This window comes from Rhizobium sp. N324, from assembly GCF_001664485.1.
GTDB lineage: Bacteria > Pseudomonadota > Alphaproteobacteria > Rhizobiales > Rhizobiaceae > Rhizobium.
Genome location: NZ_CP013630.1, coordinates 2,061,502 through 2,083,582 on the forward strand (window position 1 = coordinate 2,061,502; position 22,081 = coordinate 2,083,582).

21 protein-coding genes and 2 tRNA genes are annotated in these 22,081 nt (G+C 58.6%); 6 read left to right on the forward strand and 17 right to left on the reverse strand.

The genetic code is table 11. The features are described 5' to 3' along the window. Window positions 1–5: 5 nt before the first annotated feature. Window positions 6–941 (forward strand): sialate O-acetylesterase, encoded by a 936-nt coding sequence (locus AMK05_RS09955; RefSeq protein ID WP_064838311.1) that lies wholly within the window; start codon window positions 6–8, stop codon window positions 939–941. Window positions 942–1,161: 220 nt separating this feature from the next. On the opposite strand, the gene AMK05_RS09960 is transcribed toward AMK05_RS09955, so the two are convergent. Next, complete coding sequence (locus AMK05_RS09960; protein ID WP_064838312.1) at window positions 1,162–1,536, reverse strand: thermonuclease family protein; 375 nt, start codon at window positions 1,534–1,536, stop codon at window positions 1,162–1,164. A gap of 671 nt (window positions 1,537–2,207) precedes the next feature. Between AMK05_RS09960 and ligD the strand changes: the two genes are divergently transcribed. Next, window positions 2,208–3,257, forward strand: coding sequence for a non-homologous end-joining DNA ligase (gene ligD, locus AMK05_RS09970; RefSeq protein WP_064838314.1), 1,050 nt, complete (start codon window positions 2,208–2,210; stop codon window positions 3,255–3,257). Window positions 3,258–3,581: 324 nt separating this feature from the next. Here the strand turns inward: ligD and AMK05_RS09975 are convergent, their stop codons facing one another. The 3 genes from AMK05_RS09975 to AMK05_RS09985 all read right to left on the reverse strand — a co-directional run bounded on the left by AMK05_RS09975 (window position 3,582) and on the right by AMK05_RS09985 (window position 4,952). Continuing rightward, a complete protein-coding gene (locus tag AMK05_RS09975; protein ID WP_064838315.1) occupies window positions 3,582–3,866 on the reverse strand; it encodes a ribbon-helix-helix protein, CopG family in 285 nt (94 codons plus the stop codon). Window positions 3,867–4,188: 322 nt separating this feature from the next. Further along, window positions 4,189–4,527: a hypothetical protein gene (locus tag AMK05_RS09980; RefSeq protein ID WP_064838316.1), complete on the reverse strand. Its 339-nt coding sequence runs from the start codon at window positions 4,525–4,527 to the stop codon at window positions 4,189–4,191. Next, window positions 4,524–4,952: a hypothetical protein gene (locus AMK05_RS09985; protein WP_442966263.1), complete on the reverse strand. Its 429-nt coding sequence runs from the start codon at window positions 4,950–4,952 to the stop codon at window positions 4,524–4,526. The genes AMK05_RS09980 and AMK05_RS09985 overlap by 4 nt, the downstream gene beginning before the upstream one ends. 563 nt (window positions 4,953–5,515) lie before the next feature. On the opposite strand from AMK05_RS09985, the gene AMK05_RS09995 reads away from it, so the two are divergent. Then, window positions 5,516–6,121 (forward strand): hypothetical protein, encoded by a 606-nt coding sequence (locus AMK05_RS09995; protein ID WP_145924762.1) that lies wholly within the window; start codon window positions 5,516–5,518, stop codon window positions 6,119–6,121. Between the two features lie 148 nt (window positions 6,122–6,269). On the opposite strand, the gene AMK05_RS10000 is transcribed toward AMK05_RS09995, so the two are convergent. Together AMK05_RS10000 and AMK05_RS10005 are read right to left on the reverse strand one after the other, a co-directional pair. Beyond that, window positions 6,270–6,346: transfer RNA gene (locus tag AMK05_RS10000), tRNA-Arg, on the reverse strand. 57 nt (window positions 6,347–6,403) lie between these two features. Continuing rightward, entirely contained in the window at window positions 6,404–6,709 is a 306-nt protein-coding gene (locus tag AMK05_RS10005; protein WP_064838320.1) for an ETC complex I subunit, read from the reverse strand. 582 nt (window positions 6,710–7,291) lie between these two features. Here AMK05_RS10005 and AMK05_RS10010 point away from each other — a divergent pair. Then, window positions 7,292–7,368, forward strand: a tRNA-Pro gene (locus tag AMK05_RS10010). A 289-nt stretch (window positions 7,369–7,657) separates the two neighbouring features. Here AMK05_RS10010 and AMK05_RS10015 read toward each other — a convergent pair. The 5 genes from AMK05_RS10015 to AMK05_RS10035 form a co-directional block, all read right to left on the reverse strand. Further along, window positions 7,658–9,703, reverse strand: a complete 2,046-nt coding sequence (locus AMK05_RS10015) for a choice-of-anchor Q domain-containing protein (protein WP_064838321.1) — start codon at window positions 9,701–9,703, stop codon at window positions 7,658–7,660. 879 nt (window positions 9,704–10,582) lie between these two features. Further along, window positions 10,583–11,812, reverse strand: a complete 1,230-nt coding sequence (locus tag AMK05_RS10020; RefSeq protein ID WP_064838322.1) for an RDD family protein — start codon at window positions 11,810–11,812, stop codon at window positions 10,583–10,585. Between the two features lie 159 nt (window positions 11,813–11,971). Beyond that, entirely contained in the window at window positions 11,972–12,304 is a 333-nt protein-coding gene (locus AMK05_RS10025) for a hypothetical protein (RefSeq protein ID WP_064838323.1), read from the reverse strand. Window positions 12,305–12,517: 213 nt separating this feature from the next. Then, on the reverse strand, window positions 12,518–12,829 hold the full coding sequence (locus tag AMK05_RS10030) for a hypothetical protein (protein ID WP_064838324.1): 312 nt from the start codon (window positions 12,827–12,829) through the stop codon (window positions 12,518–12,520). Window positions 12,830–13,017: 188 nt separating this feature from the next. Beyond that, complete coding sequence (locus tag AMK05_RS10035) at window positions 13,018–13,458, reverse strand: DUF3597 domain-containing protein (protein ID WP_064838325.1); 441 nt, start codon at window positions 13,456–13,458, stop codon at window positions 13,018–13,020. 487 nt (window positions 13,459–13,945) lie between these two features. Here AMK05_RS10035 and AMK05_RS10040 point away from each other — a divergent pair, with 487 nt between their 5' ends. Then, entirely contained in the window at window positions 13,946–14,602 is a 657-nt protein-coding gene (locus tag AMK05_RS10040; RefSeq protein ID WP_064838326.1) for a hypothetical protein, read from the forward strand. 64 nt (window positions 14,603–14,666) lie between these two features. On the opposite strand, the gene AMK05_RS10045 is transcribed toward AMK05_RS10040, so the two are convergent. The 4 genes from AMK05_RS10045 to AMK05_RS10060 form a co-directional block, all read right to left on the reverse strand. Continuing rightward, the gene (locus tag AMK05_RS10045) at window positions 14,667–15,440 is read right to left on the reverse strand and encodes an amino acid ABC transporter ATP-binding protein (protein ID WP_064838327.1); all 774 of its coding nucleotides are present in this window, start codon (window positions 15,438–15,440) and stop codon (window positions 14,667–14,669) included. Between the two features lie 35 nt (window positions 15,441–15,475). Continuing rightward, a complete protein-coding gene (locus AMK05_RS10050) occupies window positions 15,476–16,630 on the reverse strand; it encodes an amino acid ABC transporter permease (protein WP_064838328.1) in 1,155 nt (384 codons plus the stop codon). Between the two features lies 1 nt (window position 16,631). After that, window positions 16,632–17,834 carry an amino acid ABC transporter permease gene (locus AMK05_RS10055; protein WP_064838329.1) on the reverse strand — a complete coding sequence of 401 codons (1,203 nt, stop codon included), beginning with the start codon at window positions 17,832–17,834 and terminating at the stop codon, window positions 16,632–16,634. 102 nt (window positions 17,835–17,936) lie between these two features. Beyond that, window positions 17,937–18,962, reverse strand: coding sequence for an amino acid ABC transporter substrate-binding protein (locus AMK05_RS10060; protein WP_064838330.1), 1,026 nt, complete (start codon window positions 18,960–18,962; stop codon window positions 17,937–17,939). A gap of 359 nt (window positions 18,963–19,321) precedes the next feature. Here AMK05_RS10060 and AMK05_RS10065 point away from each other — a divergent pair, with 359 nt between their 5' ends. Continuing rightward, window positions 19,322–20,512: a cystathionine beta-lyase gene (locus tag AMK05_RS10065; protein ID WP_064838331.1), complete on the forward strand. Its 1,191-nt coding sequence runs from the start codon at window positions 19,322–19,324 to the stop codon at window positions 20,510–20,512. Window positions 20,513–20,527: 15 nt separating this feature from the next. Here AMK05_RS10065 and AMK05_RS10070 read toward each other — a convergent pair whose 3' ends face one another. Together AMK05_RS10070 and AMK05_RS10075 are read right to left on the reverse strand one after the other, a co-directional pair. After that, window positions 20,528–21,682: an FAD-dependent monooxygenase gene (locus AMK05_RS10070; RefSeq protein ID WP_064838332.1), complete on the reverse strand. Its 1,155-nt coding sequence runs from the start codon at window positions 21,680–21,682 to the stop codon at window positions 20,528–20,530. Window positions 21,683–21,709: 27 nt separating this feature from the next. Next, the gene (locus AMK05_RS10075) at window positions 21,710–21,955 is read right to left on the reverse strand and encodes a zinc-finger domain-containing protein (protein ID WP_003539274.1); all 246 of its coding nucleotides are present in this window, start codon (window positions 21,953–21,955) and stop codon (window positions 21,710–21,712) included. Between the last annotated feature and the right edge of the window lie 126 nt (window positions 21,956–22,081).

The window sequence follows — 22,081 nt, forward strand, 5'->3', positions numbered from 1 at the left end:
GCGACGTGAGCAAAATCATAGCAGTCGGCTTAATCTTAATTGCGTTTTACTTGGTTGGCGGCATGAGCGCGAGACATGATATCTTCCCTTGGCCGCAGCTTTCCTCGCTCAAGAGAACGGTTGAGGGAGAGAAGCCGCCGCCTCCAAGTCGTTATACTTTTGACGACAATAAAAGGCTCATCGAGGATGAATCAAAAACGGCTGTAGCCTGCCCGGTTCAAACCGACCGAACTGCCGTCCTACTCATTCTTGGCCAATCGAACGCGGCCAACGACGGTGGTCAACGGCACCGGTCAAATTATGGCGCTCGCGTCGTCAACGCCTTCGACGGACGGTGCTTCATTTCGGCCTCGCCGCTTCTTGGATCGACCGACACGAAGGGCGAGTATTGGACGCTTCTCGGGAACCACTTGATCGCATCGGGACTAAACGACAGCGTCATCCTCGCACCTCTCGCCTATTCCGGCTCCGAGGTCGCACGATGGGCGAAAGGCGGTGACCTCAATCCGGTGTTGATCGATACGATGAAACAGCTTCAGGCTTCCGGCCATCGGGTAACGAGCGTCCTCTGGGTGCAAGGAGAGGCGGACCTCGTTATCGGCACCACCGCGGAGGCCTATCAGCAACGTTTCATGTCGATGGTCGACACATTGCGTCAGCACGGCGTCGAGGCACCCGTTTACATTTCGATCGCATCGAAATGCCTTGAACCGAGCAACGGCGGCTTCAAGGAGCATGTTCCGGACAATGCAATCGTACGGGCGCAAATGGCCCTGTCAAAAAGCGGCCACGGTATCCGAGAGGGCGTGGATTCTGACGCGTTGCTCGATGGAGACGACCGCTACGACGATTGCCACATCGGGGCCTCAGGCGCGGAGAAAGTCTCGCTGGCCTGGCTGAACCTCCTGCGCGGCGATCTGCGTCTGGAAAGCTCGCGATAGTCTTGTCAGTTTCACCCCAGATCCGCGCGAAGCCTTCCTGCACTAGGTGTTTAGCCCCGTGGTCTATCCGAAAAAAAACCCCACCTGGGCCCAGGTGGGGCTAGTTCGGGGATCGCACAGGAGGAACAAACAACTGTGCTTTCCTACCATTTTAACGAAAAAGGGGCGGGCCAAGTTCCGGTACGGTGCCGTACTGGGGTTCGCGCAGCTTATGGCAGGTTCAGTCGCACCAGTCGTTTCGCTGCTTCGGGCTCCAGATCCGGGCGAAACCCTCCTGCAGCAGCTTCTTGCCGATTTCTTCACCATTCGTTCGATAGATGTTGACTAGCGGCCGGTGCGTTTGTGTCTTGTCCACCGCGCCGCTGAACACGACACGCAATCCCTTTTCAGCCAACAGCTCTTTCAGCCTGCCCTTGGCGATCAACGCCAGCTTCCGTTCCTTGATGCACTTCGCGTGCGATCCAATCTCCGGCGTGTCGATGCCCGAGACGAACGGAACACCTTCCCCAAGCAGCCGCATGTTCTGCCCGTCGCATTTGATTGTGTCCCCGTCGACCGCCGTCAGCGAGGCGCATACTATCAATTCAGCGATCATCCTTGCTCCCCCGCAGGCCATTATGTCGCATCAGCCGGTGATAGTATTCTTCGACCTTTCGCATAGCCTCCCGCGGCTTTGCTTCGAATCCTTGATGCGGCGTTAGTCTTACAGGCACATGCGGGCCGTGCCCGCTCCATTGCCACTGCCCATTTTTCGGGCCCCCGCTCACCATACGAATTCTCCCGATGATTACCTCCCCGTCATAGCCCAGCCAGTCGAGATCCGTCGGCTCGCCTTTCTCGTTGAGCTTCGTGCCGCGCCATTTGTAGAGTGGTTGGTATCGAGTTGGCATATCCGGATCATCGACCTAGCCGGTTCAATAATCAATCTGGGTGTGAGCTATGAGGGGGTTCCCAGAGCGGCGTCGGTGGACCGCACGGCCACTGCGAACAGGGGTGCAGCAGTACAAGATACTGAAGCCGTGCGGCCCGTCGTAAGAACCCATAACTGCCTGAACAGGTTCCCGGATCATCAGTTCACCGCGAACAAAAAAGCCCCGCTCGTTGGCGGGGCTAGTTTGTACGGAAAGGCGGCTGCGCCATAGTTGCTGGGGAGCGGACGAAAGCGCATCCTCGCGTAAAACCCGCCGTCGAAACAAACAGTTCCCGGCCCGCACCTAATGAATTTGGGCAAATTGCTTTTCCGAGCGCCGCTGCTGAAGTGTCAGCATGACAAAGCCGCCTCGCACACCGTCGAAACCGCTGCTCAGCGACGTTGACGCACCAATCCGCGGCCGATCGCGCCGGCGGCGCGACCCCGCCCAGCCGAACCTACTGCTTGATCCGATGCCGGCGCGCATCGAGCCATGCCTGGCGCTGATGAAGCCGCGGCCGCCGAAAGGTCCGCAATGGACATACGAGGTGAAATGGGATGGCTACCGGCTGGCGATCCACATCGAGCCGCCCGGCGTTCGTATCCTGACGCGCGGCGGCCATGACTGGAGCGAGCGCTTTCCGGCGATCCTGGCCGAGGCGAGGCGCCTTCCCGTCTCAACTGCGATTCTGGATGGCGAGGCCGTTGTGCTCGACGCGCAAGGCCGGTCGGATTTCGGCATGCTGCAGCAGTCGCTCGGCGGCCGCGGCGGCAAGCGCTCGTCCAGAGATGCAATCTTCATGGCGTTCGATCTTCTCTATTTCGACGGCCATGACCTCACCGGGACCGAACTCAGCTCCAGGCGCCATCTCCTCGAGGGGCTGGTGCCGCCGGATGGCGAGGAGGCAATCCGGCTATCCGAAGAGATCGAAGCCGACGGCGAGCAGCTGCTGCGCATCGCATGCGAACACGACCTTGAAGGGATCATCGCCAAGCGGAGGGACACCCTCTATCGCAGCGGCCGCCTCGGCGATTGGGTGAAGATCAAATGCGTCCAGAGCGATGGCTTCGCGATCATCGGCTATGAGAAGTCGGCGGCATCATTCGGGGGCATCGGCCGGCTGCTGCTCGCCGCGCGCAGAGGAAACGGGCTCGTCTATGTCGGGGGAGTGGGAACCGGCTTCAACGAACGCTCTGCGGGTGAACTCCGGGAAAAGATGGACAAGTTGATCATCGGCAAGCCCGCTGTTGAAACTGGACGGAAGCGAGATGCTGTCTTCGTACGCCCGAAGCTCGTTGCCGAGATCGAATACCGAGCATGGACGCACGATGGCAAGCTGCGGCATGCTTCGTACAAGGGCTTGAGGGACGCGGCTGATGGCGCCGAGATTTATGCCGTCGAATAGTGGAGATGTTATTGGCCGCTGGGTAGACTTTTCGCAGGAGGGCCCTACATACCCTCTATCGTCAGCAACCGAAAACGTAGGCGCTGACGGCCGAGGGTTACGATGTGCTCCCGCCTGCAAGCAGCGGTGTGCACCCATGCGCAAGCCCCCAATTGACACTGCAGTGATATCCTCCCGCGCTCTAATCCAACGATCATACCAGTTACTGGCATCGACCGGTCGGCTCGTATCTGCGGATCGGCGGATCCCAAGGTGGACTGAAGACGCCCATCCGGATTCTGAGTCGAGGCAGAGCGATCCGGAGGTTCGCCGGCATGACGCGGCTCAGGCACTCCCGTCGACATCTCCGTCTTCCTCGAGGTGAGGCACCGGCAAATAAAGGTTCTTCTCCATCCACTCCCGCACGATGTACCTGATCATGTCGTTGCGCGTCATGCCGAACTCGCCGGCAAGGTCGCGGAGAGCTTCTTCCACATCGTCATCCATAGAGATGTCGCCGGCATTGCGCAGCCGTAGAGCGGCGCGTCGCAGCATGATCTGCAGGTCCGCCCGCGAGATATCTGCGATCCGGTCGGCTGCGTCTTCGAGGAGGTTTGCAGGGTCTGGCATCTTCGTCTTCGTAGCTCTTAGAAGTGCGAACGCCAGCGCGGTATGTAACAACTCGCCGGCAGTGAAAGGCCGGGAGATATCTCACAGCGCGAGAGCCGATAATAGCCCTCTGCCTCCATGCAGTAGCTGGTGTAGAAGCCAGACACGTCAGAGGCTATTCGATACTCCATCCGCTTGACCTCGCAAGCGACCACTGGTTCATCTTACTGTCGTCTTCCCACTGAGAAACCACAATTAGAACCAGGCCGATCACCATAGACGCGCCTAGTAAAATTTTCACCAAACTGCCCAGCGCCTTTAGCATCATCGCCACCGCGCATTGTTATCTAACGGTCAGCCGATAGACCGACAGGCCATAGTAGTCGCCGTTTAATTTGCCGACACCGCATTCGTAATCTCCCCGGTTTAAGCCCGCGTCCGAGGCGGCAAAGGCTAATCCGTTCACTGCGGCTCGGCATTCATCGACGCTTTTAAGGCCGGGTCTACTTTGGAACACAGATAAGTTTGATCGATCAGGGTAATAGAACGCATCAACGGTTTCCCATGGCGCCGCGTCCTCTTTATAGAGTTGGTTCGCGACAAATCTCCCTGGATCACCGAACCAAAACCATAGGGCTACGCCGCCGCAAACGAGTAGTGGCACAAAGCCGTTGTCGCTCATTGCCATCCTCCCGGACGAGACATCGCGCTTCTACCGCCACACCTGTTGCCTGCGGCGTCGTATTGCCAATCGTACTGGCAGTTGCCACGATACCGCCTCGATGGCGCGTAGTAGCCGCCGCCGCAGTTGCCGTTCGCACATACCGCCGCCGCTGTCCCGACCAACGCCAGCCCCACAAGCACGGCAGCGGCCTGCTTTTGCTGAGCGACCATCTGTTGACATTCCAACATGCTCATCCCGCGTCGATTCACTTCGGCAACGAGCTGGAATTGAAACGCTGGATCTTGCGTTTCCAATGCAGTCTTGCAGAGCGCGGCTTTGCTCACGGCCGATGGCTTGTTGTTGAACTCAGCCGGCGTCGTAGTGCAGCTCGCCAACGCAAGCGACATTGCCACGGCGCCATAGCGCCGGACTATCAAACTAATTTTCACGGATAACCCCTCAGTTGCCCGCTACCAACATCGCAGAGTTTCGCTCCACGTCAAATTGCATCTTAAGGCATCGTTAACGCAGCCAGAAAGTGCAGCCACGTTCGCGCTATCGCGCGACAACTTGTGTGTTCCCTGGCTCGATAGAGGATGAACGTGCTAGGCCTACTAAAGTGCGAGAGGCCCAGCGCAACCTTATCCGGGCGCCGGATTGCAGGTGGTTGCAATATCACTTGTGGATAGTAATCAGAGCTTCATGATACCGAAAGGTAGCCGTTGCCGATGAGCCAGTCTCTGAGGATTTTCCGGATCGCTTCTGACTGATTGATTGGAGGGTCCGCCTGGGCTCGAAAAACTTCGATTGCATCCAATAGCTCATCATTCAGAGCCACAAGTTTTTTAACCGGGAATTCTACTGGTCTGCCGCGTAGTGCCATTGGGGAATTTCACATATAGGTAATTGACGGATGAATGAATTACATATATATGATAATCGGGCCGAGGGGAAGCTGGAAACTTCCACATCGGCCCTTACCAAAACCGAACATCAGGAGTTCGACATGGCTGAGCATCTCCGTAACATACATTCTTCAATGGCAAAAGCGATCGAGGAGAACGCTTCTGTCAGTTCCGATCTTCAAGCCGCAATCGATGATTTGGAACGCACCCACGACGCCTGGATGAATTCCGTACCGAGGCACGTCGACTTGCCCCAAAACGCCGAATGCGAAGCATTCAACCTCGCCGAGGAGAAGTTCATAAAGCTTCCATGCCGATCTTATGCTGATGTCCTCGCAAAAGTCAGGTATTTACACGATTGCAAGACGTCCGCAGCGAGGACGGTGTTTTACACCTTTCAAAGTGAAAGCTCCTCTGAGCTTCTTTCCTCGATCCTAGGGATCGAGGAAGAACGCACAGCTGCGGCAGCGTCCGACCCGGCGCCTGCGAGCATGGATTTCAGCGACGTCTTCTATCAGATCGGCGATCTGGCTCAGCTTTTGGGTGCGACCCACGACATTCTGAATGAAGTGGACTACAGAGAACCAAGCGCTCAAGCACTGGAGCGTGTCACGGCTTTGCAGCGGATTGCGCGCGACATGGCCGAGACGCTGTATGATGCTGCTGCGGTTCTCGACGGGCCGCGCCGGTGGGTGCGGGCTTCGTAGGAAAACTCCGCAGTGCAAGCCCGGCTGCCGTCACTGGCGAGCCGGGTTTTCTTTGTGGATATCAGAGGGAAGGTGGGTCCGCTGTTACCCCTGACGTTACCCTGGGGGCACTCAGAGAGGTTACCTAGGAGTTAAACCCTTGAATTTGTGGCGACCCCTGCAGGAATCGAACCTGCGACAACCTGCTTAGAAGGCAGGTGCTCTATCCAGCTGAGCTAAGGGGCCGTCCGGCGGTCGCGTTTACGGCGCGCGACCGGATGCGGCAGTTCTGGACGAGAAATCTCAATGCGTCCAGGGCTGTGTGCGGGTATAGCGGAAATTATCCGGATAGGCGACAACCTGGCGGACCGGATCCTTCGGGGCGATGACCCTGTATTCGATGCCGTTGCGCTGGGCATAGGCTTCGGCCAGTTCCTGCGTTTCGAAGGTGAGTTTCACCTGCTGGCGCATATCGCCGGAGGAGGTGTACCCCATCATCGGATCGATCTTGCGCGGCGACTCCTGATCGAATTCAAGCACCCAGAGATGAGTCTTGGCCTTGCCGGACTGCATGGCGGTCTTGGCTGGACGATAGATCTTGGCAGACATGACTGCGCGTCTCCGACTATGCGGGCAGCGCCCGCCTGTGATGGTCTGAGCCCATTGCCGGGGCTCTTTCTTCATCGCTAGAGATAGCGCGAAGAGATCAATTTTGCTTATCCGCGATTCCTCGGCTTTTCAAGAAAAAAGGCGGTGTATGAGGCGCTGCTGGTCCATCGCGATGATAAGGCGATGCTGCGGAAACAAGCAGAACGGTTGCGCAATATTACCGACCGTCTCATGTTGTGATCACAAGCTGATTGCCGCAACCAGCCCTCGGGACTATTTACGGCTCAGTCAATATCAATGGATTTGCACGCATGATGAGACGTTCGGCGGAGTTCAATGCCATTGTGATCGGGGCCGGCATTACGGCTTTCTTCTACGTTGCCATCAGCTACGCCCAATATATCGGCCTGCTCGAAGGCGGCTGAGGCGGTTCTCTCGCGACGTCCAGTGCGTCCGGCGGCGCAGAGGTGCGCCATCCAGATTTTTCTGTTGCCATCGACATATCAGGCGGGATTCTTCGAGCGGAGCTGGATTTATGGGTTGCGACGGCGAGGTGAACCGTGTATTTCCCCGCGCACGGCACGGAGTGTAGCGCAGTCTGGTAGCGCATCTGGTTTGGGACCAGAGGGTCGGGAGTTCGAATCTCTCCACTCCGACCATTCAATATCCTGATATCTTGCATCTTTGACGGCTGCATCATGGCCCGCATTGTCGGGCGTGCGTCCGGCCAACTGCTTCTGGAAACGGATGACAGACCGCCAAAGAGCGTCGCATCAAACTTGAGTGATGCGACGCTCTTTGGCTTTGTTATATGCATGAGTGCCACGTTGATCACCATCAACCTTCCGTCCGACGATGAACGGAGACCTTGGTGTCCGAACGCCTGACCGGCGCTCGGATTGTCAGCACGATTGTTGTGGCGATCGGACGACCGCCACAACGCTATCGTTACAGGAGAAAATCACCTGCCCCCAGGTGGACGAGGCCCTTCAGCTGAACCTCGAAGTCATGAATGCCGTCGCCGTTAATGTCGGCCTGGATAACGGTAACATCGCTCGCAGATCCGGCGTGGTCGTCATAGTGCCACGCGAGCGCGCCAGCCTTGTGATCGAACAAGGCATTCTCCTGTGCCTGGAAATGGAAGGTACCATTGCCCGCCGCAGAGCCATTCGCATCGATCGCCGAGAGGTCGATCTTATCCACGCCGTGCTGGAAGTCGGTGATGCCGTCGCGGTTCAAGCCGGACCCGGTTTCCGTCGGTGCCTTCAAGATAAACGTATCCTCACCGATGCCACCGGTCATGATGTCCTTTCCGGCACCACCAATGAGGACATCATTGCCCGCGCCGCCGTCCAGCTTGTCCGCGCCCGCCCCGCCATTGAGAACGTTGCCGCCGCCGTTGCCGCCGGTCAGCACGTCGTTGTAGCTTGAGCCGGTCAAGTTTTCGATGCCGACGATCTTGTCACCGGCGGCCTGGCCGCCCGATGCCGCCTTAGTCGCCAAGTTGACGTTGACCGCGCCGGAGCCCTCATAGCTGGCCGTGTCGTTGCCAGTACCGCCGTCGAGCACGTCCGCGCCGGCGCCGCCCTTCAACACGTCACTACCGCCGAGACCCTTGAAGGTTTCGTTGCCGCCGTTGGACTGGCCGGTGTGTGGCAGGATGTCGTTACCGTTGGTGCCGATGAATTCCTTCGTCGGCGTTGTCGGCGTTGTCGGCGTTGTCGGTTGCGTCGGCGTTGTCGGCGTTGTCGGCGTTGTCGGTGTTGTCGGTGTTGTCGGTGTTGTCGGCGTGGTTGGCGTCGAGGTGGAGCCCGATTCGTAGGCACCCATATCGACAGTTCCCACGACGCGAGCGTGGCCGTCCAGGTCGACCGAGCCGACGCCGTACTTGCTGGTTCCGCCGTCGATCGCTGCCGAGCCCGAGGCGAGGTGGAAGTTGTCGCTCGCTGCCCCCGCGAAATGCGGATCGATGCCGAGCTTGTTGCCGTTCGCCGTGCTCGGCATAGCGTTGCCGCCGTCGGTCCTGACCGAGGCCTGGCCGGCCGTGCCGTTGTAGGTGTTGTTGTTGGCCCAGACGACGTTAGCGTTGGTATAGCCGCCGTACGACGTGTTATCGACCGCAGTGTTGTTCTTGTTCACCGACGGGTCGGCTACGGCGATGTTGTTGGTCCAGGTGTTGTTGCTCGACTGCGCGTTGCTGAGTTCGCCGCGCCAGGTGCCGTCGTTCAGCGGGTCCTGATTGTTGTGGTATGCGGTGTTGTTCTGCACCGTGACGGAGTCGCTCCAGGCAACTTGGATGCCTTTGCCGCCGTTCTCATAGACCAGGTTGTTGTCGACCAGGGTCTTGAACGTATAGTTCGGATGACCATCCGTCTGCGTGCTCTGAAAATCATCGATGATGATGCCGTTGCCGTCGGTGTGCGCACCCGTCTTGGTGACGTTGTCGTGCGAGATGTTGTTTTGTACGACATTCCGGTAGCCGGTCGTCGAGGTATCGCCGGTAATGTTCCTGTTCTCGTAGAGCGAGATGCCCGAGAACCAGCCCGTCGACGCGTTGTTGTAGGTCTCGTTGCCTATGACTTTGACGAAGTCCGAATAGTTGAACTGGATCCCCGACTCCCCACTGTCGTGGACCTTGTTGTTGAGAATTGAGACGTGGTGGACGTTGTTCGCTTCGATGCCGTCACCGTTGCCGCCCTTGATGTCGAAGCCGTCGATTGTCACGTAGTTGGCGTTGACACTGATCCCGGTGTACGAGCCTGAGGGCGGCCGGATCAGTGCTGCGCCGGGCACTTCGGAGCGCAGCGTGATGTCGCCCGCCGCCGAGCCGTCCTTGTCGATGTTAATGCTCTCGTTGTAGGTCCCCGCCTTCACCACGACCTCGTCGCCGGGCTTAAGGTTCGATGCCATCGCGTCGCTGATCGTGCGGAAAGGAGAGGAGGCACTGCCGTTGCCGCTGCTGCTGCCAGTTGTCGCTACGTAGTATGTTGTCATGGTCTTGTTCCTCAACCCCTGCCCGTTAATATTTTAGGTTAATCATGTCTTACGGCGGGGGGTTATAGGGCGACATTCCGGACGGCGCAACAGCAACGCGACGGTAAGTACTTGAGAATCATAGCCATATTGCTGCCACAATATCTCAATCACTTCGATGTTACGTTTTGAAATATTTGTGGAATTTCGAGTCGCCCAAATTGGGGCAGTATTAATGTCCCGCATTTCGCGAATTATTCTTTCTGCAACTATAGCGAAATGCATCTATTGAAAACATTAGAAAAACCTGACGGCGCCGCTGGATTCTTCTTGCCAAAGGCGGAATCGACATTTTTTTCTGAATTTAGCATTTTTGGGCAGAATCGCCCTAATAATTGGCACTGATTGAGATGCTAGGGGCAGGTGATTCGACCGAATCCGTTGCGCAGCATTCCAAAGCGCCACCGCTTTCCCGCCGAGATCATCGGGCATTTGCTGTGGCTGCAACACCTCCTCCGGCGGTACGCGCAGGGAGGTGAAGCTCACCTTCGAAACACAGGAGCTGGCTAAAGCCTACGCCCAGTGCAAGGGCATCGAATAAAGGGTCATCGCCCGAAGGATCCGGTCCGCCAGGTCGTCGCCTATCTTGCTATTTCCACTAAACCCGCACGCAGCCCCACGCATTGAGATTTATCGTCCAGGACTGCCGCATCCGGTGGCGCTGCGTAAACGCGACCGCCGGACGGCCCCTCAGTTCCGCTGAATAGAGCCCTGCCTTCTAAGCAGGTTGTCGTTGGGGCGCCATTTAACGATTGCATCGCCACTATCGTCTGAGCAATTTCGCGACGCGAGAGCGCAGGTGTTTTATGAAAGTGCTCTGCGACATGGCGTTTCATAGATTCAGTCCGCCGTCCCGAATATTGCTTGCACCAACTTGTCCTTCTCGGCCGACTGGGCAGGCGAGTTACCCCTTGCGAACACGAGTGTCCTCCATGCATCACGGCCGGTGACGACAATGGTCACCTCGACGCTGGCGTCACTGATTTTTACAGACTTCCCTGTGGCTCGCAGAGCGGGTATCCCCTGAACAGTCAGTGGCTTCCATTCAGTGTTGATACGAACGTCCGAGGCAACGGCCTTCTTGATCGCATCCGCATAGACGACGGGTTCCATTCCCTCTGACGAAAGCCGCTGGTAGCCGAGCAGGGCCTCGGCGAGTAGTTCGTTAGAAGCGAAGTAGAAAGTGCGACCGCTGTCGGTCGTCATTTCCTCCACCCTCCAGGTCTTTCCGATGGTTGCTGGCCTCTTCGTCACCGGGTTGACCCACGTCTGGGTCGCAGCGAGGTTATGGGAAGCCTGTTGATCTTCGACTCGCAGGACGATGTTGCCCGCGAACAGGCCCATAACGACCACGATCGCTGCTCCAAGCCGCACCTTCGACGGATTGGCGACGACCGCAGGATTGCCTTCGTCGTAGCTTGCCGCCTTACCTTCCGCGAGGCGACGATATTGGCCGATTTGCGTGAAGAGGGCGACAAAGGGTATGCCAAGACCCAGACCGGCGGCCCACACCTTGAACTCTCTACCGAGGAAGAAGCCGATGCGGCTACGGCCAGAGGGAGCGGGGACGCGCACACCGACGATAGCCTTGCCGGGCGTAGAACCCGTTGCGACCATGCATAGGGCGACGAATAGAGCGACGAACGGTAACAGAAGGAGACCGAATAGGCTGCTGTTCATCGTAGCAATCTGTAAGTAGATGTCGGGCGCATACAGGGCCGACAGGAGCCCGATAGCGAACGCCAACAGCGGCACAAATAAAAGATTGTCGATGAACCTCGCCCAGAAACGAGGCCATGGTCGAGGCGAGATGACCATGCCTTCTCCTCCCGCCCGCGGCTCGAATGCGGGCGGTGGCCGCTTTGCAGGTTGGCTAACAGGAAAAGGCGGTGGCATAACGAAGGCGGACGCAAACTCTGGATGTTCGATGGCGGGTTGCCATGCATCCATTCCCTCATGCCAAAGGTAGGTTTCCTTTTTGATCTGCCCGTTCTTGATGCGTTCTTGAAGTTCGTCTGCGCCAACAGAACCCTTTCGTTCCTCCTCGAACACATAATACCAATCTGTCATGCCTTAGCCCCGTGCTCTCTATGCCGACAGCGAGCAGTAGCGTCGAACGTCCGGAAGTTGCCGCAAAGCGATGAGGCAAACGCTAATCGCATTACCGGTACACCAAGATCGGTTCGTCGCTACGCTACCCCTAAGCGAATTCGGGTGTGTCGATCCCGTCTAGCGACCCTGAAGAATTTTGATCAGCTTCGGTGAGGGACGGTGGCGTTTGATGTCGACGATATCGTCATAGGTGGCCCGACCGGAAATCACCGCATTCACAAATCGACTGCATGCAACTCGCGGAGCGTCTTTGTCCGAGGCGTCGGTCAGAAGGCCAAAGATGCGACGGGCGTTTGCGTCGAAGCCGTTCGCGCAATCTTTAATTGCTTCATTTCGCGCTCTTGAGCTGCCCTGCAGCAATGTGACGTAAGTATCGTAGTCCTGGCGCGTCGGCACGCAGGCAGTGAGCAATCCCATGGCAATCATTACTGTTATAGTACGAGCGCGCATTATTATTCTATTCCCTTTATTACCCAATGATCGGCGTCAGATGTTTATTTCGATTCGTGCGACGCGCGAAAGACCCCGCGCGAAATCGCAAGGATTTCGCCGGCAGGTAGAAGTGATTTTGCTCAAATTATGGATGAATCACAGCCGCTCCGGCCGGAATTCCGGAACGGTTGTTACGACCGCGTGTCCCGCTGTCGCGAGCTTCAGCTCTTCTCACCGATCGAGGAAATGCTGGAAGTAGACTTCGGGGATCGGGTAGGCGTAGACGCCTCGGTCGACGAAGCCGTATCTGTAGAGGCAGCTTCTGAGAGACGTGTTGTAATGCAGGCTTTGCGGATCCGGCGAGCCGCGTCGCAAGGAGCCTGCCTCCGGCACGCACCACCGGAGCGCTTTGTCGTATCGAGCCAGGAGGACCGGGTCGGTATCGACCCGGATGCCGCTATAGGATTGATAGTTTGAAGGAGATTCCGCGGCCGAAATACAGCCCAAGCTAAGCGCAACGCCAACGATTGCCATCAATCTCATTGGATTTCTTTCTCCCCTGATCGATTATCGAAGTAATCAAGCGAAACGTTATTGGTTCCAGTGCCTGCCGGCAAGGGGACTCGTGGCCTGGGCTGATGGCCGAGGTGCGGTCCGAGCGGTGCAGGCCCTGGATTGCCGACGCTCCGTGACAGATGAGCCTCTATCGCGAAGCGCCGGGCGCTCTTCGATCAATCCAGGAGATCGGCCGGTACTTTGCCGCCATTTTCCGAAAGCCGTTTCATCAGCGCCTTGTGCAGCCACATATTCATTTTGGCGGAATCACCGGTGTCGCCGGTATAGCCGAGTTCGGTGGCAAGTTCCTTGCGCTCGGCCATGCTCGCATCCATCCCGACCGCCTTCATCAAATCCACGATCGAGTGGCGCCAATCGAGCTTCTGGCCGCTCTTTTTCACGGCTGCGTCGAGGATCGGGACGATATCGACATTTGCTGCGGCCGGGGCCGCGGCCGGCTTGCTCTGAGCGGGAGAGGCGGCAGGTGCGGCACCGGGCGCTGCCGATGGTGAGACGGGAGCCTGGGCGGGCTGCGTCTTCGGCGCGCCTGATGCAACGGGTTCGGCTGCTTTCGCTTCTCCGAAGATTGCATGTTTGATCTTGTCGAAAATGCCCATTCTTGAACCTCCAGTTCCATTAGATGAGAACATGCTGAAACATGGACTTCCCGCCTGATATATCCAGACGGAAGGGAGTTCTTTTTCGCGGTCTCAATCAATGAGGATCAAGTTCTCCGGCAAGGTGCGGGCGACCTGCAAAAGGCTGCGGATGGATCAGTTACCGCCGATCGCACCGCGAACTGAGCTTTGCTTGCCGGCTGATGCGGCCGGGAGGGAAATACTCGGCCGGCGCTCCAGCCGCTGCAAGACATGTTCGTTTTCGGCGCAGTCGGGTTGGCAATTCGTATTTCAATAACCGTGAAAGATCATTGCACGCCACTGAGCCGACTTGCCCCGCCGTGTTGTGAAACATTCGTCATCCGTTCACGTTGCCTTGCCATGGATGTCCTGCAGGTTGCAGGCGATCCAGACGATCGAAGGCACGCGCGTTCCTCGATTTTCGATTGCCCGGCAGCTCGCCCGGCGAATGGAAACGGAGGAAAACATGAACCATAATTACAATGGACTATCCCTGGCGGTGCTTGCATCCGCCTGCACCCTGCTTGCCATGCCGGCAAGCGATGCACACGCTATCGACGTCGGCGTATCGGTGAATGCAGGCAATGTCGCCAGCGCCGATGTCGGGGCATCGCTTGGCGGCGGCAGTGGCGTCAGCGCCGATGCTAATGCCTCCGTTGGCGGTTCGCGCGGCGTCAATGCCAATGCGACCGCCAATGCCCGCGGCGGGCAGGGCGTTGATGCCGATCTCAATGCCGGAGCGCGCGGCGGCAATGGTCTCAACGCGAAAAGCAATGCCGGGATCGGCGGCGGGCGCGGCGCCAATGCGGATCTCAATGCACGCATCGGCGGCTCCGATGGGCTTGATACCGACTCCACGGCCTCGGTCAGACGCGGCAGCGGCGTCGATGCCGATCTCGCCATCGGCGGGGCAGGCGGCAGCAGCAAATCCGCAGCCGAAGGTAGCCTCAGCGCATCGCAAGCCCGCATCCTGGACGACTTCCGGTCGAGGCCGGTCAACGAGCAGCGCAAGATGCTTGTCCGTTGCGCTGATATCTCCTCCCCGGACGGTTCGGCCTCAGGCGGCTCCGATTCCGGTCTGGCCGGTCTCTGCAGCCTGCTGCAGGCCTCAGCCTCGCGCTGAACGTGAAAGACCCGCCGAACCGGAAGGCACGGCGGGTCTTTTCAACTGGGGTCAGTTCCCAAGCTTAATGCAGGATCTGGCTGAGGAACAGCTTGGTGCGTTCGTGCTGCGGATTGTCGAAGAACTCGGCCGGCGAATTCTGCTCGACGATCTGGCCCTGGTCCATGAAGATGACGCGGTTGGCGACCTGGCGGGCAAAGCCCATTTCGTGGGTGACGCAGAGCATGGTCATGCCTTCCTCGGCAAGACCCACCATGGTGTCGAGCACTTCCTTGATCATCTCGGGATCAAGCGCCGAGGTCGGCTCGTCGAACAGCATGATCTTCGGGTTCATGCACAGCGAGCGGGCGATCGCCACGCGCTGCTGCTGGCCGCCGGAAAGCTGCCCCGGATATTTGTTGGCCTGCTCGGGGATCTTGACGCGCTTGAGGAAGTGCATGGCGATCTCTTCCGCCTGCTTCTTCGGCATCTTGCGCACCCAGATCGGCGCCAGCGTGCAGTTCTCCAGGATCGTCAGGTGCGGGAAGAGGTTGAAGTGCTGGAACACCATGCCGACTTCGCGCCTGACCTCGTCGATCTTTTTCAGGTCATTGGTGAGCTCGGTGCCGTCGACGATGATCTGGCCCTTCTGATGTTCTTCCAGGCGGTTGATGCACCGGATCATCGTCGATTTGCCGGAACCCGACGGGCCGGCGATGACGATGCGCTCGCCGCGCATGACCTTCAGGTTGATATCGCGCAGCACGTGGAAATCGCCGTACCACTTGTTCATGTTGACGATATCGATCGCCACTTCCGTTGCGGAAACGGTGAGCTTTTTCGCTGGAGCTTCAGCCATGATTGTTTTCCCTCATTTTTATCGTTTTAGCGTTCTTATCGTTTGTGGCCGGTATCGAGATGGCGTTCCATGAACCCTGAATAGCGCGACATGCCGAAGCAGAACAGCCAGAAGATGAAGCCCGCGAAAATCAGGCCCGTGATCGGAGTGACGGCGCTTGCCCAGTTGGCATCGGAGAAGTTCTGTTTGACGATACCGAGCAGATCGAACATGCCGATAATGGTAACCAGCGACGTGTCCTTGAAGGTTCCGATGAAGGTGTTGACGATGCTCGGGATAACCAGCTTGATGGCCTGCGGCATGATGATCAGCCGGGTCTTTTGCCAATAGCCGAGGCCAAGTGAATCGGCGCCTTCGAACTGTCCCTTCGGTATCGCCTGAAGACCGCCACGGATCACTTCAGCCATATAGGCCGACGTGAAGATCGACACGCCGATCAGTGCCCGAAGCAGTTTGTCCACGTTCCAGCCGGTGGGAAGGAAAAGCGGCAGCATAACGCTTGCCATGAACAGAACGGTGATCAGCGGAACGCCTCGAATGACCTCGATGAAGGTAACGCAGAGCATGCGGATGACCGGCATCTTCGAGCGGCGTCCCAGTGCAAGCAGAATGCCGCAGGGCAAGGAAACGGCAATGCCGACAAAGGACAGGACGAGCGTCACCATCAACCCGCCCCAGAGCGGTGTCTCCACCACTTCGAGACCCAAGCCGCCGTGAAGAAGCCAGAAGGCGATGATCGGCAGGACGGCGAACAGAAGAATGGCGTTCACGCCCTTGCGCGGCGCCGACGGAATCAGCATCGGAACCAGAAGCAGAATGAAGAGGATTCCGACGATTGCCGGCCTCCAGCGCTCGTCGAGCGGATAGCGGCCGAAAATAAACTGATCGTACTTGGCACTGACGAAGGCCCAACATGCGCCACTCCAGCCCTCGGGCTGGATGCCGCCCTGGATCGTCGTCGCGCAGAATGTGCGGTCCGGCCCGGACCATACGGCCTGAATGAACAGCCAGTTGACGAGATGCGGTACGGCCCATGCGATCAGCGCAAGAGCCAGGATGGTCAGGATCACGTCTTTCGGGGTTGCGACGAGATTGCGGCGTACCCAGGCAACGGCTCCCCTTTCCCCGGGCGGGGGTGGTTCGGCGGCAAGGATGGACGTTCTGACGAAGGGTTTATCGGCGACCGACATCTTATCTCTCCACCAGTGCCATCTTGGCATTGAACCAATTCATGAACAGTGACGTCAGAATGCTCAAGCTGAGATAGACGATACCCCAGATGCACACGATCTCGATCGCTTGACCGCTCTGATTGAGGATCGTGCCACCGACGGCAACGAGATCGGAGAAACCGATGGCGATGGCGAGCGAGGAGTTCTTGGTCAGGTTCAGGTACTGGCTCGTCAGCGGCGGGATGATGATGCGCAGCGCCTGCGGCACCACGACAAGTCTCGTCACGCTCGATGGATGCAGCCCCAGCGCGCCGGCTGCCTCGGATTGCCCCTTTGGAACGCCACGAATGCCGCCGCGAACGATCTCGGCGATGAAGGAGGCTGTATAGAAGGACAGAGCGAGAAACAGCGATATGAATTCTGGGCCGACGACCGAGCCGCCCGTGAGATTGAACTTCCCGGCGATGGGAACATCGAAGGTGAGCGGAAAGCCCGAGGCAACGAAGACCAGCAAAGGTAAGCCGACAATCAGGGCGATCGACGCCCATACCGTATGGAACGGCCGGCCGGTTGCGGCCTGGCGTTTGTGGGCCCAGCGAGCCATGATGATGGTGGCGACAATCGCAATCACCAGAGCAATGCCGACCGCGATCATGCCTGTCTCGAAGATCGGCTTCGGGAAGGCTAGTCCTCTGTTATTGAGGTACATACTGAACGGCAGCCCCACCGATTCGCGCGGCTGCGGCAGGACGGAGAGAACGCCGAGATACCAGAAGAAGATGACGAGCAGCGGCGGAATGTTGCGGAAGATTTCGACATAGACCGTGCAGAGCTTGGCAATCAGCCAGTTCCGCGACAGCCGGCCGATCCCGATAATGAAACCGATGATGGTCGCCGTGACGATACCCGTCACCGCCACCAGCAAAGTATTCAGAATACCGACGAAAAGTGCGCGTGCATAAGTCGAGTCGCTTGAATAGCCGATCAGCGACTGGCCGATTTCGAAACCGGCGCGACCGCGAAGAAAGCCGAAACCCGATGCCGTATTGCTGCGGGCAAGGTTTACGGCCGTGTTGTGGGCCACCCACCACACAAACGCCACGAGGGCAACAATTGTCAAAGCCTGGAAAAATATGCTCCGGTATTTCGGGTCGTATATTGCCGACCGGAAACTCCAGCCGGTGTCATGCAAAGGTGTCCTATCCACAGCCCCATGCGTCATGCCGCGCCAATCCCCTTGTGCCCGTTTTCGGGCTTTCTTTTTAACTTTTTGGAAGTGGGAAGGCGGCTGGCCGCCTTCCCGGCATTTCATGCCAAAGTTCGACTAACGAACCGGCGGTGCGTACTGGATGCCGCCCTTGTTCCAGAGAGCATTCAAGCCGCGGGCGATTTTGAGTGGGCTACCCTGGCCGATGTTGCGCTCGAAGATTTCGCCATAGTTGCCGACGCCCTTGATGACGTTGGCGGCCCAATCATTGGTCAGGCCGAGATCGGTGCCAATCTTGGTGTCGGTCTCGCTGCCGAGGAAGCGCTTGATATCCGGATTCGGCGAATTCTTCATCTCGTCGACATTTGCCTGGGTGATGCCGAACTCTTCGGCATTGATCAGCGCATAAGCCGTCCAGGAAACGATATCGAACCACTGATCATCACCCTGACGGACAGCCGGGCCAAGCGGTTCCTTGGAGATAATCTCAGGAAGGATGACGTGTTCGTCGGGGTTCTTCAGCGTCAGACGCAACGAATAGAGACCGGATTGGTCGGTCGTGTAGACGTCGCAACGACCGGCGTCGTAGGCAGCGTTGACCTCAGGAAGATTTTCGAAGACGACCGGATTGTACTGCAGATTGTTCGTCTTGAAGTAATCGGCGAGGTTTAGTTCCGTGGTCGTGCCCGACTGCACGCAGATGGCGGCGCCGGAGAGTTCGAGAGCCGACTTCACGTTCAGGCTCTTGCGCACCATGAAGCCCTGGCCGTCGTAATAGGTGACAGGACGGAAGTTGAAGCCGAGCGCGGTGTCGCGATTGATCGTCCAGGTCGTGTTGCGCGAGAGGACGTCGATTTCACCGGACTGCAGGGCGGTGAAGCGTTCCTTCGCGTTTGTCGGCGTATACTTGACCTTGGTGGGGTCGCCGAACACAGCCGAAGCGACGGCCTTGCAGAAGTCGACGTCGAAGCCGGCCCAATTGCCGGAAGCGTCAGGCGCGGCAAAGCCAGTAAGGCCGGTATTGACGCCGCATTGTACGAAACCCTTCGCTTTGACGTCTCCGAGAGTGGTGGCCGAGGCCGCTGAGGCGCCAAGTGCCAAAACTGCTGCGCCGAGAGCGGCGGACAGGAGCTTGTTCTTCATTTTTTCCCAACCTTTTCCGTTGTCTTATATTTTCTTGTGGGGAGTTCCGGCGGAAAAAACCTGCCGCCCCCAGTGTCTCGACACCCTCCCGGCGCGAGTGCCCTATCACAGTCGCAAATGTCACCATGGTCAAGTGTCGCCATCAATAATTGCGGCAAAATTCAGAATTTTGGCAGATTGCGCCGCATTCGCGGGCGGTTGGCTAGGAAATAGGCGTCCCGTTGCGGAAAAATAACGCGAAATTCGGAAATTTCACCAATTCTCGGCGTTGACCGCGACCGATCGTCGAGGGGTTGACCGGACACGGCGGGGCGTCCAAAAGTCTGGCTTCGTGCCACTCGCCAAAGGCTATTTCCGACATGAAAGACAAAGACAGCTTGCTGCAGAATGCCGGCATCAACACCCGCCTGACCCATATCGGCAATGACCCTTTCGACTATCACGGCTTTATCAATCCACCGGTCGTGCATGCCTCGACCGTGCTGTTTCCGAACGCGCGGACGATGGAGACGCGGGCGCAGAAATACACTTACGCCACCCGCGGCACGCCGACGACGGATGCGCTCTGCGAGGCGATCGACGCGCTTGAAGGTTCGGCCGGCACGATCCTCGTCCCGTCGGGCCTTGCGGCCGTCACAATTCCGTTCCTTGGTTTCGTCGCCACCGGCGACCATGCGCTCGTCGTCGATTCGGTCTATGGCCCGACGCGGCATTTCTGCGACACGATGTTGAAGCGTCTTGGCGTCGAGGTCGAATATTATGACCCGTCGATCGGCGCCGGCATCGAGGCGATGTTCCGGCCCAACACCAAGCTCGTTCACACCGAGGCTCCCGGTTCCAACACTTTTGAGATGCAGGATATCCCGGCGATCTCCGCGGTGGCGCACCGCCATGGCGCCGTCGTCATGATGGACAATTCCTGGGCGACGCCGCTCTATTTCAAGCCGCTCGATCACGGCGTCGACATCTCGATTCACGCATCGACGAAATATCCGTCCGGCCATTCCGATATCCTGCTCGGAACGGTTTCGGCCAATGCCGAGCATTGGGAGCGGCTGAAGGAAGCGAACGGCGTGCTCGGCATCTGCGGCGCACCCGATGACGCCTATCAGATCCTGCGCGGCTTGCGCACCATGGGCCTGCGCCTCGAGCGGCATTATGAAAGCGCGCTCGGTATCGCAAAATGGCTGGAGGGCAGGGAGGATGTCGCCCGCGTGCTGCATCCGGCCCTGCCGAGTTTCCCCTCCCACCATATCTGGAAGCGCGATTTCAAAGGCGCCAGCGGCATCTTTTCCTTCGTGCTTGCCGCCGATGGTCCCGAGAAATCCAGAGCGAAGGCGCATGCCTTCCTCGATGCGCTCAGGATTTTCGGTCTCGGCTATTCCTGGGGCGGCTTTGAAAGCCTCGCCTTGCACGCCTATCTCGCCGACCGCAAGGTCGCCAAAGCTCCGACCGACGGTGCGGTCATCCGCCTGCAGATCGGCATCGAGGACGTGGTTGACCTCAAGGCCGATATCGAACGCGGTTTTGCCGCCGCAAGTGCTGTCTGACCGACCGTAGGGGCGCTATGGCAGACGCAGAGCCTGATAGCCGTAAATCCAGTCGAGATCGGCGGCCAGGCTTTGCGGCGGCTTGAGGCCAAGCACGAGATCGCGGCCGATCCGGATCGGCCCTCTCGCATGATAGGCGAAGCGGTTGAAGGCGCCGCGCTGACGAAGCTTGGCGATGCGTGGCGCGCGATGTCTTTCGAAGAGTTGGAGCGCGTCCGCCACCGGACGATCGGAAAGAAACGCGGCCAGTTCGTAGGCGTCTTCGATCGCCATCGCCGCTCCCTGTGCGGCAAACGGCATCATCGCATGGGCGGCATCGCCGATCAGAACCGTCTTGCGGCCGTCCTGCCAGGCACCTGGCGTGGTTTCGAACAGCGGCCAGAACGTCAGCTTCCGCTGTCCTTCAAAGAGTGAGACGATCGCCGCGTTCCAGCCGGAAAAGCGTTTCCTGAGTTCCGCGCGCTGCTCGGCCGTTGGTTCGCTTTGCCAGGCCTGCGGCGCGATATTGCCGGCGGTGATCGCCACCATGTTGAAGCTGCCCGTCTCCTTTAAGGGATAGCAGACGAGATGCGCGGACGCGCCGAGGAATGCGCAAACGCTGACCCGGTCGAGAAAACCGGGCGCCTCATCGGCGGCAATGGTGAAGCGATAAGCGATGTTGCCGGAAAAGCGCGGCGAGGGGCCGCCCGGAACCAATTGCCGCAACTTCGACCAGACGCCGTCGGCACCGATGACGACATCGGGCGCTCGCTCGAGATCCGGCAGCGCCGATTCCATCCTGATACCAAGGCGAAGCCGGCAGAGCGGATCGGCCTCGACCGCCGCCAGAAGGGTTTTCTGCAAAGTCGTGCGGTGCAGAACGCCATAGGGAGCGCCCCAGCGTTGCCGCGCGAATGTGCCTGCCGGCACCGCCGCCAGCTGGCGCAGTGAACTGCCCGAGATCAGCCGGATCGTCTCCGGTTCAAGCCAGACCTTTGACAGATCTTCGAGGATGCCGAGTTCGGCAAGAATACGCGAGGCGTTGGGCGAAACCTGCAAGCCGGCGCCGATGTCGGTGAGTTCGCCCGCCTGCTCGAAGATGTCGGAGCTGATGCCCCGGCGCGATAGCGAAAGGGCGGCGGTCAGCCCCGATATCCCGGCGCCGATGATGGCGGCATGTTCGACCGGCATTATCAGTCCGATCCGGATCTCGGCGGGTTAGGCCGCCTTCACGTGGAAAACGCAGCCGGCGGGGTTGGTCTGGCTGGGCTTCAGCGCCGAATTGAAGCGATAAAGCGTCGAGCAGTAGGAGCAGACCTTCTCGTTGTCGTCGCCCATGTCGATGAAGATATGCGGATGATCGAAAGGAGCCGAGGCGCCGGTGCACATGAATTCCTTGACGCCGACTTCGATAACCCGGTGACCGCCATCGTTCTGGAAGTGGGGAATGTTGTGGCCGGCCATGTCGCTCTCCGAATGCTTGAAATCTGCGCGGACCTTATAAGCCTTCGCCGCAAATGTGTAGAGCCAAAGCGCCGCGCCAGGCACAGTTTTTAAGCTGCGGTTTTGGCTTCACGGGGAAGGGCGGCT